This window comes from Halomonas campaniensis (assembly GCF_014193375.1).
Classification (GTDB): domain Bacteria; phylum Pseudomonadota; class Gammaproteobacteria; order Pseudomonadales; family Halomonadaceae; genus Halomonas; species Halomonas campaniensis.
Window position 1 is genome coordinate 1 of record NZ_JACHZF010000006.1, and the last position, 12,668, is coordinate 12,668.

The 12,668-nt window shown below is 70.2% G+C and carries 9 protein-coding genes and 1 tRNA gene; 7 read left to right on the forward strand and 3 right to left on the reverse strand.

Annotated features, from left to right (window positions below; genetic code table 11):
• Positions 1–276: 276 nt before the first annotated feature.
• Positions 277–353, reverse strand: a tRNA-Ile gene (locus BDK63_RS04710).
• Between the two features lie 145 nt (positions 354–498).
• Here BDK63_RS04710 and BDK63_RS04715 point away from each other — a divergent pair.
• Entirely contained in the window at positions 499–1,164 is a 666-nt protein-coding gene (locus tag BDK63_RS04715) for a hypothetical protein (RefSeq protein ID WP_343065273.1), read from the forward strand.
• A gap of 2 nt (positions 1,165–1,166) precedes the next feature.
• Here the strand turns inward: BDK63_RS04715 and BDK63_RS04720 are convergent, their stop codons facing one another.
• Together BDK63_RS04720 and BDK63_RS04725 are read right to left on the reverse strand one after the other, a co-directional pair.
• On the reverse strand, positions 1,167–2,138 hold the full coding sequence (locus tag BDK63_RS04720; RefSeq protein WP_183330223.1) for an arsenic resistance protein: 972 nt from the start codon (positions 2,136–2,138) through the stop codon (positions 1,167–1,169).
• Positions 2,131–3,966 (reverse strand): ABC transporter ATP-binding protein, encoded by a 1,836-nt coding sequence (locus tag BDK63_RS04725; protein ID WP_183330224.1) that lies wholly within the window; start codon positions 3,964–3,966, stop codon positions 2,131–2,133. The genes BDK63_RS04720 and BDK63_RS04725 overlap by 8 nt, the downstream gene beginning before the upstream one ends.
• Before the next feature lie 195 nt (positions 3,967–4,161).
• On the opposite strand from BDK63_RS04725, the gene BDK63_RS04730 reads away from it, so the two are divergent.
• The 6 genes from BDK63_RS04730 (at position 4,162) to BDK63_RS04755 (ending at position 12,525) form a co-directional block, all read left to right on the forward strand.
• The gene (locus tag BDK63_RS04730) at positions 4,162–6,339 is read left to right on the forward strand and encodes a TonB-dependent receptor domain-containing protein (protein ID WP_183330225.1); all 2,178 of its coding nucleotides are present in this window, start codon (positions 4,162–4,164) and stop codon (positions 6,337–6,339) included.
• A gap of 178 nt (positions 6,340–6,517) precedes the next feature.
• Positions 6,518–7,432, forward strand: a complete 915-nt coding sequence (locus tag BDK63_RS04735) for a LysR family transcriptional regulator (RefSeq protein ID WP_183330226.1) — start codon at positions 6,518–6,520, stop codon at positions 7,430–7,432.
• Between the two features lie 71 nt (positions 7,433–7,503).
• Positions 7,504–8,379 (forward strand): AEC family transporter, encoded by an 876-nt coding sequence (locus BDK63_RS04740; RefSeq protein WP_183330227.1) that lies wholly within the window; start codon positions 7,504–7,506, stop codon positions 8,377–8,379.
• A gap of 95 nt (positions 8,380–8,474) precedes the next feature.
• Positions 8,475–9,641 carry a PQQ-dependent sugar dehydrogenase gene (locus tag BDK63_RS04745; RefSeq protein WP_246385832.1) on the forward strand — a complete coding sequence of 389 codons (1,167 nt, stop codon included), beginning with the start codon at positions 8,475–8,477 and terminating at the stop codon, positions 9,639–9,641.
• Positions 9,638–11,125 (forward strand): sensor histidine kinase, encoded by a 1,488-nt coding sequence (locus BDK63_RS04750; protein WP_183330228.1) that lies wholly within the window; start codon positions 9,638–9,640, stop codon positions 11,123–11,125. Before BDK63_RS04745 ends, BDK63_RS04750 begins: the two co-directional genes overlap by 4 nt.
• The gene (locus BDK63_RS04755) at positions 11,122–12,525 is read left to right on the forward strand and encodes a sigma 54-interacting transcriptional regulator (protein WP_183330229.1); all 1,404 of its coding nucleotides are present in this window, start codon (positions 11,122–11,124) and stop codon (positions 12,523–12,525) included. Before BDK63_RS04750 ends, BDK63_RS04755 begins: the two co-directional genes overlap by 4 nt.
• The last annotated feature ends 143 nt before the right edge of the window (positions 12,526–12,668 follow it).

Here is a 12,668-nt window from a genome sequence, read left to right on the forward strand (position 1 = left end):
AGGTTAGTTCGTTCATGGCGTCCTCCAATGATCAGAGGTCACCAGTGTGGCCGGCGCCAGTCAGTTCTAGAAGATGGGGTTGCTGGAGCGCTTACGAAAGTCTTGGCAGTAGTCGGCCAGCCTGTCTTGCGGATGACGGCTTTCCAGCTACCAGAAGGGGTCTTAACAATGGTGGCCATGAAAATCTCCAGGGGGCTGAAGGATCGGCACTGTACCGAAACTGTACCCTTGGACCATGGGACTCACCAGCAAGAATTGCTAACTAGCTGATTTTAATGGTGGGCCCAGCTGGACTCGAACCAGCGACCAAGGGATTATGAGTCCCCTGCTCTAACCAACTGAGCTATAGGCCCTTTCAAGGAAGGTGCGGCAGAGCGCCGGCGTATGATAGCGAATGGCGATGAAGGTGGCCATAGCCCTCGCGCCGCTCGCGCCTCCATGGCACCTTCTCCCTCCGCCGTGGTCTTCCTTGGGCCCGCCCCTTCTGGAGATCCGCCGGTGCCACTTCGTTCGCTTGCCCGCTCTCTTTTCCGCTCTCTTTTCCGCTCTCTTTTCCGCTCTCTTTTCCGGACCTCCGCCCTGAGCGCTGGCCTGGTCGCCCTGCTGGCTGCACTCCTGGCTGCCCTTCCGGCAGCGGCCGCCGCCTGGGAGCTGGACCCGGCCCAGTCACGGGTCGCCGCCACCGTGGTGCAGATCGCCCCCGAGGGCCCCATTCCCCGCCAGCACGAGGTGCGCCGGCTGACCGGCGCCGCCGAGGCGGACGGCACCCTGGTGCTGCCGCTGCGGCTGGCCCAGAGTGACGTCATCGAGCGCATGGGGCCGCTGCCGCCCTGGCTCTCGGGCTTCACCGAGCGCCCCATGGCCACCCTCACCACCCGCTTCCCGCCGGCGCGCCTGGAGCGGCTGGCCGTGGGCGAGTCGCTGGTGGAGGTGCTCACGCTCTCGGTGCAGACCGGCAACAGCACCCGAACGGAGCCCCTGGCGGTGCGCTTCACCCGGGAGTCATCTGCGCGTGTGCGGGTCACCAACGCCGAGCGGGTGGCCCTGGACGGCCGCGAGCTGATGGCCGACCCCACCCTGCGCTCGGTGATGCTGCTGCTCGGCTACGAGCAGATCGGCGACGAGGTACCGGTGAGCCTGGATGCGGTGCTGGTCAGGCGCTGAGGTCAGGGTGGCACCGAGCCGCGGCCGGGAATCAGCCGGCCCGGCACCCAGCGCAGGAAGGCCACCATGCCGAAGAGCTCCACCAGCGACTGGAAGACGATCACCACCACGGCGGCCTGCCAGGCCTCGGGCAGCGCCAGGGCGATAGGCAGGACCACGAAGGAGTTGCGGGTACCGAAGCTGAAGGTGAGCGTCCTGGCCGCCGGGGGCGTCAGCCCGAAGGCGCGCCCCAGGCTTCGGCCCAGCAGCGCGGCCAGCAGCAGGTAGGCCACGAAGAGTGGCAGCACCTGCAGCAGTACCCCGCTGACCCCTTCCATGCCGGCGACCTGGGTGGCCGCGATGACCAGCAGCACCGCGGCGAGCAGCGGCACCGGCAACCAGCCCAGCCCCGCCACCAGGCGACGGGCCCCGGGGCGGTGCCTGGCCAGGCATTCGGTCAGCCAGGCCGCTGCCAGCGGGGCGAGGATCAGGCCGGCGAAGGCGGAGAGCAGCGGCCCGCTGATGGCGACCCGGGCCCAGTCGGCCCCCAGGAAGAGCCAAAGGTAGGCCGGAAGGGTCACCAGCTGGAGCACCAGCAGCAGCGGCGTGGCGGCGATGGCGCGCCCGGCGTCACCGCGTCCCAGGTGGGTGAAGCTGATGAACCAGTCGGTGCAGGGCACCAGCAGCACCAGCAGCACCCCGACCTGGACGGCGGGCGCCAGGGGCAGCAGGACCACCAGGCTTCCCACCGCCAGGGGCAGGATCAGGAAGTTGCCGAGCACCAGCGCCGTGGCGAAGCGCCAGTCCTGCGCCGCCAGGCCGAGCCGGCCCAACGGCACCTGGGTGAAGGTAGCGTAGAGCAGCAGGCCGAGCAGCGGCCAGAGCCCCCCTTCCAGAAGCCCGGCGGCCTCGGGGCGACTCAGCCCCAGGCCGAGTCCGGCCAGGATTGCCGCCAGGTAGACCCAGACCTGATGGCGCTCCAGCGCCTCATGCACGGGTGGCGTCGCCCTCGGCGAGGTCCGCCGTCAGCGCCCCGGTCTGCACCCGCCACTGGGCGGCGTAGCGGCCGTCGGTCTCGAGCAGCGTCTCGTGGCTGCCGCGCTCCACCACCCGGCCGCCCTCGATCACCACGATCTCGTCGGCGTGGACGATGGTGGAGAGGCGGTGGGCGATCATGATCACGGTTCGGCCGTGACCGATGCGCCGCAGGGAGCGCTGGATGGCGGCCTCGGTCTCGTTGTCCACGGCGCTGGTGGCCTCGTCCAGCACCAGGATGGGCGGGTCCTTGAGCAGCGCCCGGGCCAGCGACAGCCGCTGGCGCTGGCCGCCAGAGAGGCGAATGCCCCGCTCCCCCACCGGGGTGTCGAGCCCCCGGGGCAGCGCCTGGATAAACGCCCAGGCCTCGGCGGTGCGTGCCGCCTCGATGATCTCGGCTTCCGCGGCGTCCGGCTTCCCGTAGGCGATGTTGTCGCGAACGCTGCCCTCGAACAGGTAGACGTCCTGGCTGACCAGGCCGATGGCGCCGCGCAATGAGGCGAGGCTCACCCCGTCGATGGGCTGGCCGTCGATACGCACCCGCCCGGCGCTGGGGTCGTAGAAGCGCAGCAGCAGCTTGATCAGGGTCGACTTGCCGGAGCCGGTGGCGCCCACCAGCGCCAGCGTATTACCGGCCGGCACCCGGAGGCTGACGTCATCCACCCCCACCTCGCTCGCCGCATAGCGAAAGCTCACCCCCTCGAAGCTCACCTCGCCGCGCAGCGGCTCGGCCAGCGGCGTGGTGGCATTGTCGCGCACGGTGATGGGCACCGCCAGCAGGTCGAGGATGCGCCGGGTGCTGGCCATGGCACGTTCGAACAAGTCGATCACCTCGGCCAGGCCCGTCAGCGGCCAGAGCAGGCGCTGGGTGAGGAACACCAGCACCCCGTAGGCGCCCACGTTGAGGTCGCCGCGCAGGGCGAGCATGCCGCCCACGGTGAAGGTGGCCAGGAAGCCGGCGAGGATCGCCATGCGGATCACCGGGATAAAGGCCGAGCTGACCCGGATCGCCCGGCGGTTGGCCTCCACGTAGGCCTCGCTCACCTCGCGCAGCCGCGCCGCCTCCCGGGCCTCGCTGGTGAAGCTCTTGATGGTGGCGATGCCGGCCAGGTTGTTGGAGAGCCGGCTGGCGAGATCCCCCACCTTCTCGCGCACGTCGGCGTACAGCGGCCCCGCCTTGCGCTGGAAGAAGAAGGCGCCCCAGATGATCAGCGGGATCGGCGTGAAGGCGAGCAGCGCGATCAGCGGCGAGATGACGAAGAACACCGCCCCCACCGCCACCACGGTGACCCCCACCTGGATCAGCGAGTTGGCGCCACCGTCCAGGAAGCGCTCCAACTGGTTGACGTCGTCGTTCATGGTGGCGACCAGCTGCCCCGAGCTCTTCGACTCGAAGTAGGCCATGTCGAGGCGCTGGGCGTGCTCGTAGGTGTCCAGGCGCATGTCGGCCTGGAGCCGCTGGGCCAGGTTGCGCCACAGGATCTTGTAGAGGTATTCGAAGATCGATTCGCCGGCCCAGATGAAGAAGGTGAGCACGGCCAGCATCAGGATCTGTTCCTGCGCCGACTCGAAGCCCAGCCGCGCCACGAAGCTGCGCTCCTGGTTCACCACCACGTCGATGGCCACGCCGATCAGGATCTCCGGGGCGATATCGAAGAGCTTATTGATGATCGAGCAGCTGGTGGCGGCGATGATCCGCCGGCGATAGCCGCGGGCATAGCGCAGCAGGCGCACCAGCGCCTGGAAGCTGTTGGGCGAGGCGGTAGAGGGTGAGGCAGGGGTCGTCATGGGGATTCCTTGTGCTCAGCTCGCGAAGCATAGCCGAGGGCGCCCGCCCCCGGCCAATGTCCCCGGCGGCCGGGAGGAGCCGCGGTGTTGCAGGTTCGGCAACGCGTTGTTGCGTGCCCGGGGCTGTTCGGCGGGGAACTCGGCGGCCTAGAATCCTCGCCGCAACTGAGAATCAGACTCATTCAAGAGGATAACATGTCGCCTGCTCGCCAGCCCCGCCCCGCTCATCCCCTTCGGCCAAACGCCCTGGCCAGCGCCGTCGCCCTGGCCGCCGTTGCCACCCTCCCCGCCTGCCCCCCCGCGGCCCAGGCCGAGGAGAGCTCGCGCCTGGACAATATCGTGGTCACCGCGGCCGGCTTCGAGCAGGCCATGGCCGAGGCGCCGGCCAGCATCGCGGTGGTCACCCGGGAGGCGCTGGAGCAGAAGCGGGTCAGCAGCATTGCCGATGCCCTGCGCGACGTGGAGGGCGTCGACGTGGGCGGTCAGGTGGGCAAGACCGGCGGGCGCAACATCAGCATCCGCGGGATGCCCAGCGACTACACCCTGATCCTGATCGACGGACGCCGCCAGAACACCGCCGGCAGCGTGACGCCCAACGGCTTCGGCGAGACCGCCACCAGCTTCTTCCCGCCGGTCTCGGCCATCGAGCGCATCGAGGTGATCCGCGGCCCGATGTCGACCCTCTACGGCTCCGACGCCATGGGCGGGGTGATCAATATCATCACCCGCAAGGTTGGCGACGAGTGGAGCGGGTCGGTACAGGCCGAAGGCACCTTCAACGAGCACGAGGCCTTCGGCGACAGCCGCGAGACCAGCGTCTATGCCACCGGCCCGCTGATCGAGGAGACCCTGGGGCTGCAGGTTCGCGGGCGTCTCTTCGAGCGCGATGCCTCGAACCTCACCTATACCGAGGCGGATGGCACCGAGGTGCCGGTCAGCCAGCGCGGCCCAAGCCCCGTCGAGGGGGAACTCTACAGCCTGGGGGCCAGGCTGACCCTGACCCCCGGCGAGGATCACGAGCTGTGGCTCGACGTCGAGACCAGCCGGCAACGCTTCGACAACGACGACTGCCAGCTGGGCACCCTGGACGGCCGTGATCGCACCTGCGCGCCCGACCCGGGTGTCGCCAACGGCTATGCCGACGAGCTGCGCTTCGAGCGGGACCAGGTCGCCATCGGCCATACCGGGCGCTTCGCCGCGGGCACCCTGGAATCGAGCCTGATGCGCAATACCACCGAGACCACGGGACGCACCATCCCCGGCACCCTGAGGCAGCCCTATGCCGGCTTCCCCGGCATCGTGGGCGGCGATGATCGCGAGCTCGAGACCACCAACACCGTGCTCGACAGCAAGTTCACCCTGCCCCTGGGCGACCATATGGCGACGATCGGCGGCCAGTGGATGGACTCGGCGCTCACCGACGGCCTCGCCACCGAGGCATTCTCGCAGACCACCTGGGCCCTGTTCGCCGAGGACGAGTGGTGGCTGGCCGAGGACTGGGCGCTGACCCTGGGCGGCCGCTATGACCACCACGACGCCTTCGGCAGCCAGTTCAGCCCGCGCGGCTACCTGGTGTGGAGCGCCAGCGACGACTGGACCCTGAAGGGCGGCGTCAGCCGCGGCTACAAGACGCCGTCGCTCAACGACCTGCACGACGGCATCAACGGGGTGACCGGCCAGGGCACCATCCTGACCATCGGCAACCCCGACCTGAAACCGGAAACCAGCACCAGCAGCGAGCTCGGCGCCCAGTACGACAACGGCGGGGGCTTCATGGCCAGCGCGACGCTGTTCCACAACCGCTTCGACGACAAGATCGCCGCCGGCCCGGACATCGTGGTGAGCGGCGACCCGCGGATTCCCGACGGCGTCTACGCCCAGGACATCAACATCGACGAGGCCGAGACCCGGGGCCTCGAGCTCGCCACCCGCATCTCTCTGTCGGAGCGTGTCAACCTGAGCGCCAACTACACCTGGACCGACAGCGAACAGAAGAGCGGCGCCCAGCGAGGCGAGCCGCTGACCGACACCCCGGAGCACGCCGTCAACGGCACCCTGCGCTGGCAGGCCACGGACCGCCTCAGCACCTGGCTCGCCGGCGAGTACCGCAGCGAGCGCTATCGCGACCGCGAGCGGGTGCGCGGCGCGGCGTCCTACGCCGACCTGGGCGACTTCTCCTCCTATGCACTGTTCCATCTGGGCGGCAGCTATCGGGTCACCGACGCCTTCACGGTCAGCGCCACGCTCCAGAACCTGTTCGACAAGGATTTCGTCGACTACCGCGCCTACGATGGGGGCGCCAGCTACGGGAACGTCTACGCCAACAGCGAGGAGGGCCGTCGGCTGTGGCTCTCCGCCCGCTACGCGTTCTGAGCCTGGCGCCGTCGCCCAACGGCCCCGTTCGTTCCCGCGCCTTCGCTCCGACACCGCACCGCCGGGGCGTTTGCCTGCCGAGGAAGTCATGAGGCTCGGCGACAAATGCCAATGATTTTCATCCGCATGATTGGCTGGCATACTGCCGAGCCAAGGACACCTGCCAACGGTCGCTGCCATGCACGACTTCGACGAACTCAACGCCTTCGCTGCCGTCATGGAATCGCGCAGCCTGACCCGCAGCGCCCGCGAGCTGGGGCTGGCCAAGTCGACCCTGAGCCGGCGCATCAGCCAGCTGGAGGGCCGGCTGGGGCAGCCGCTGCTGCGTCGCCAGGCCAACCGGCTGATTCCCACCGATGCCGGCCTGGTGTTCCATGACTACTGCCGGGACCTGCTGGCCCTGGCGGAGCGCAGCCGGGCGGCCCTGGAGGCGCTGCGCGAGGACGTCAGCGGCGAACTCACCCTCGAGGCGCACTGCGCCCTGGCGCGCTGCTGGCTGGCGCCGGTGGTCACCGATTTCATGACGCAACACCCGGACGTGGCGCTGACCCTGCGCACGCGCGAGACCCTGCCCGAGTCGCCGGACAGCCATGGCGTGCATGTCTGGCTGGGGGCGGCACCGGACATCGGGCTGCGCCAGGAGCCACTGGGCGCCCTCACCCGTGGCCTCTATGCCCACCCCGACTACCTGGCACGCCATGGCTCGCCCCGACACCCCCGGGAGCTGGCCCACCACGCCTGGATCGACCTGCTGGGCAACAGCCGGGGGGGGTTGAGGCTTAGCCATCCCGAGGCGGGCGGCTTCGACTTCCAGCCCCCCCGCTCGCGGCTGCGCGTCGACCTGCCGGTGCTGCACCTGGACGCCATCGCCCGCGGCCAGGGGCTCGGCGTCCTGCCCCACTGGCTCGCCGAGCGACGCGAGGCGGCCCATCCCGGCCAGCTGGTCCGCTGCCTGCCCGAGTGGCAGCCCGCGCCGCTCCCGGTCACCCTGCTCTACGCCTTCGGCCACCAGCCGCGGCGGGTCACCGCCCTGCTCGACTGCCTGCGCCGGGCGGTTCCCGAGGCGTGGCGGGTGCCGGCCCGGGCTGCCTGAGCCCCCTGGCGCTTGCCAGCCTGTCCGTCAATTCAGGACAATGGCGCGCCGCGTCCCACAAGGAAGACCCGATGATCGCCGAACTCTTCGCCGTGATGGCGCCAGTACTGGCCGGCGCCGGCCTGGGCTATACCTGGATCCGCCTGGGCCATCCCTACCCGGTGGAGTTCGTCACCCGGCTGGTCTTCAACATCGGTACGCCGGCGCTGGTGCTCGCCTCGCTCTCCGGCGCCGACATCGACGCCGGCAGCTTCGGCCGTACCATGCTGGCCACCGCCCTGGTGATCACGCTGATGGCCGGCATGGCCTTCGTGCTGGCCCGGCTGCTGCGCCGCGACTGGCGGGTACTGCTGGCCCCCACCATGTACCCCAACACCGGCAACATGGGCCTGCCGGTGGTGCTCTACGCCTTCGGCAGCGCCGGCTTCGTGTTCGGTATCACGGTGATGGTCACCGTCTCGCTGTTCCAGTTCACCGTGGGCTCGATCATGGCCAGCCGGGGCAACCCGCTGAAGACCCTGGTGAAGACGCCCACGGTCTACGCCATCCTCATCTCGCTGGCGCTGCTGCTCACCGACACCGACCTGCCGCTGTGGCTCGACAACAGCGTCGACCTGATCTCCGGCTTCACGGTGCCGCTGATGCTGATCACCCTGGGGGTCTCGCTGGCCAGCATCCAGGTGAGAAGCCTGAAGTCCGGCATCGGCTTCAGCCTGCTGCGCATTCCCCTGGCCGCCGGGATAGCCTGGGGCATCGGCACCCTGCTGGCCCTGCCGCCGATGGCACTGAGCATCCTGGTGCTGCAGATGAGCATGCCGGTGGCGGTGTTCAACTACCTGTTCGCCCAGAAGGCCGGTCGCGAGCCGGAGTACACCGCCAGCCTGGTGTTCTGCTCCACGCTGCTCTCGCTGGTCTACCTGCCGATCCTGCTGGCCGTGCTGATGTAGCCATCGGGAGACAGGGAACGCCCCGCCCCCCTCGGAGTCCCTAGCTGTTGCAAGGCCCATCGCGGGAACCCGATACCGACAAGGGGGAGAACGGAATGCCTGCCAACCTCATGAGACTGCCCGCCGCGCTGCTGCTGGGCGGCCTGGTGGTCGGCGGCCAGGCGCTGGCCGCCGAGACCCTGCCCGAAATAACCGTCGAGCGGATCGAGACCGAGCACCACGACCTGCGCCTGGAGCGCATCGCCTCCGGCCTGGAGCACCCCTGGGCGGTGGCCCCGCTGCCCGACGGTCGCTTCCTGGTCAGCGAGCGCCCCGGGCGCCTGGCGCTGATCGACACGGCCGGCGAGGTCACCCACCTCGACGGCGTGCCCGACGTCAGCGCCAACGGCCAGGGCGGCCTGCTCGACGTGGTGCTGCATCCCGGCTATGGCCAGGGGGATAGCGAGCACGACTGGCTCTACGTCACCTGGAGCCAGGCCGGCAACGGCGGCACCGCCACCACCCTCTCCCGGGCGCGGCTCGACGGCGATGCCCTGGTGGACGTGGAAACGCTCTTCGTCCAGGACCGCTTCTCCGCCCCCGGGCGCCACTACGGCTCGCGCCTCGCCTGGCTGCCCGACGGCACCCTGCTGATGAGCATCGGCGACCGCGGCCGCCAGCCGCCCCGCGCCCAGGATCGCGGCGACCACGCCGGCAGCGTGCTGCGCCTCACCGAGACCGGCGGGGTGCCGGACGACAACCCCTTCGTCGACGATGATGGCGCCCTGGACGCGCTCTACAGTCGCGGCAACCGCAACATCCAGGGCATGACCGTGGCCGCCGACGGCCGGGCCTGGGCCACCGAGCACGGCCCCCTGGGCGGTGACGAGCTCAACCTCATCGAGGCCGGCGAGAACTACGGCTGGCCGGAGGTGAGCCTGGGCGTTGACTACTCGACCCGCCGGCCCATCGGCGAGGCGTCGCTGCCCGGCATGCGCGATGCCGTCCATGTCTTCGACGACCGCTTCGCCCCCTCGGGGCTGGCGGAGGTGCAGAGCGAGCGCTTCCCCGCCTGGCAGGGCGACCTGCTGGCCGGCGGCCTGCGCAGCGAACTGCTCCGGCGCCTGACCCTCGACGGCGACCGGGTGGTCGGCAACGAGGTGATCCTCGACGGCGAGATCGGCCGCATCCGCGATGTCCGCCAGGGCCGCGACGGCGCCCTCTACCTGCTCGACGACTCGCCCCGGGGCAGCCTCTACCGGCTGGTGCCCGCCGACGGATGAGGCTGCGCAACACGATCATCCTGACCGTGCTGGTGCCGCTGTTCCTGATCCTGGTGGTCTTCAGCCTGGTGGCGATCAAGGCGCTGGAGGAGAACGTGCGCTCCAAGCTGCAGACCGAGGTGCAGATCATCACCCACGCCATCGGCACCTCGCTGGGGCATGCCATGGCCGGCGCCTCCCCCGAGTCGATGCAGGAGACGCTGCACTCCGCCTTCTCCTTCCACCGCATCTACGGCGCCTACGTCTTCGCCCCCGATGGCGAGGAGATCTACGGCCTGGGGCTCGGCGAGGCGCTGTTCGAGCCCGAGGACATCCGCGCCGTGGTCGAGGCGGGCGAGCTGACCGGCGACTACCGCCAGCACGACGGCTGGACCTACTACTCGGCACTGATGCCCCTGACCACGCCGGAGGGCGAGGTTCGCGGGGTGCTGCAGGTCAACCGGCTCAACACCGGCATCGAGAACTACACCGGCTTCATCAGCCTGCTCGCCGGCGGGGTCTTCGTGATCGGCGCGGGGGGCATCGTGTTCAGCATCTGGTGGGGGTTCCGGCGCCATATCGAGCGGCCGCTCAATCGCCTGCTGGAGGTGATGGCGCGGGTCGAGGGCGGCGACCGGCGCCAGCGCGCCGCGGTCGGCGGGCCCCAGGAGTACCGCCGCCTGGCCTCGGCCCTCAACGGCATGCTCGATGCCATGGCCGAGAAGGATGCCGACATCGAGACCCGCCGCCTCAACGAGATCGCCCTGGAGAAGCGGCTGCGCAAGTCCCACAAGCTGGCCGAGCTGGGCGTGCTGGCCGCCGGGGTGGCCCACGAGATCGGTGCGCCGCTGACCGTGATCAACGGCCAGGCCCAGCGCCTGGCGCGCCGCGAGGTGATCGGCGACGACGAGCGGACCCGCCTCGGCCGCATCCGCCGCGAGGTGGAACGCATCGTCGAGATCGTGCGCCAGCTGATGGAGCTGGGCCGGCGCCACAACGTCGAGAAGGAGTGGCTGGCCCTGGACGACCTGGCGGCCTCGGCCGTCGCGCTGGTCGAGGAGGCGCTGGAGCGTCGGGGCATGCGCCTGGAGCTGGACCTGCCCGACCCGCCGCCCCGGCTGCTGGCCAACGGGCAGCAGCTGACCCAGGTGCTGACCAACCTGCTGGTCAACGCCACCCAGGCCGAGACGGTTCACCGGATCCGCCTGCGGGCCCGCCAGGAGGAGGACCGGCTGCACCTGTGGTTCGAGGATGACGGCCCCGGCATCGCCGAGGCCGACAAGGCCCGGGTGTTCGACCCCTTCTTCACCACCAAGCCGGTGGGCCAGGGCAGCGGCCTCGGCCTCTCCATGGTCCACCGCATCATCAATGACCACGGCGGGACCATCGGCGTCTTCGACAGTGCGCTCGGCGGCGCCGGCTTCGAGATCGTCCTGCCCCTCGATGACCGCCTCCAGGACGAGACGGCATCCCACGACACCGACCCGAGAGGACGCACCACGTGACCCGGAAGGACCCCGCTCTCCCCTGCCCCATCCTGATCGTCGAGGACGACCCGGCCATCCTCGAGCTGCTCGAGGAGGAGCTCCAGGAGGCCGGCCATGACACCCTGGGCGTCGGCAGCGCCGAGGAGGCCATCGCCACCCTGAGCCACAGCGAGGTGGCGATGGTGATCAGCGACGTCCGCCTGCCCGGCATGAGCGGCATGCAGCTGCTGGAGCAGTTGCGCGCCGAGGGTAGCACGGTGGGCTTCATCGTCATCACCGCCTTCGGCACCATCGACCAGGCCGTGGAGGCGCTGAAGATCGGCGCCGACGACTTCCTGACCAAGCCGCTGGACCTGGAGAACGTCCACGAGGCGGTCTATCGGGTGCGGGAGCATCGCCGGCTGGCCGCGCGCTTCCAGCAGGCGTCGCCACCCGGCCACTTCCACGGGATCATCGGCGAGAGCGAGGCGATGCAGTCGCTGTTCCACGATGCGGCGCGCCTGGCCAGGAGCGATGCCCCGATCCTGGTGCTCGGCGAGAGCGGCACGGGCAAGGAGCTGCTGGCCCGGGCCATCCATGCCGAGAGCCCGCGGGCCGAGGGTCCCTTCGTGGCGATCAACTGCGCCAGCATCCCGGCCGAGCTGATGGAGAGCGAGTTCTTCGGCCACGTGAAGGGCGCCTTCACCGGCGCCAGCGACGCCCGCGACGGGCTCTTCCAGTCCGCCCGCGGCGGCAGCCTGTTCCTCGACGAGATCGGCGAGATGTCACCGGGGCTCCAGGCCAAGCTCTTGCGTGCCCTGCAGGAGAAGACGGTACGCCCGGTGGGGGCGGAACGCGAGGAGCCGGTGGACGTGCGGATCATCGCCGCCACCCACCGCGACCTGGAGCAGGAGATCGAGGCCGGCAACTTCCGCAGCGACCTGTTCTACCGGCTGGAGACCTTCTCGCTGCGCATCCCGCCGCTGCGCGAGCGCGAAGGCGACCTCGAGCGGCTGGTCACCGCGCTGATCGACAAGCATGCCGGCGCCCAGGAGAAGCGCCTGGCGCGCATCGAGCCCGCCGCCCTCCAGGCGCTGCTGGCCTACCCCTACCCGGGCAACGTCCGCGAGCTGGAGAACGCCATCATGCGCGCGGTGACGCTGGCCGAGGCCGGCGAGATCCGCCATGCCGACCTGCCGGAGCGCATCCGCGGGCATGCGGCGGAGCGGCGACGCGACACCGGCGAGGCGCTGGCCGGCCAGCTGGTGGCCAGCGCCCCGGCCCAGGCCTGGCCGAGCCTCGAGGACGTGGAGAAGCGCTATATCCGCAAGGTGCTGGAGGCCACCGGCGGCAACAAGCGGCGCACCGCCGACATCCTGGGCATCGCCCGGCGCACCCTCTACCGCCGCCTCGAGGAGGGCGAGCCCGGCGAGCCGTGAGGCCTCCGGTCTCGGGTCTCGGGTCTCGGAAGAAGGGCGCCATGGGCAGCCGCGCAGAAAAACGCCCTTGCCGTGGGGCAAGGGCGGAAGGGGCGTCAAACGGCCGGCGAAGGCTGAGGGGGATAGCGGCGGGATCGCCGGCC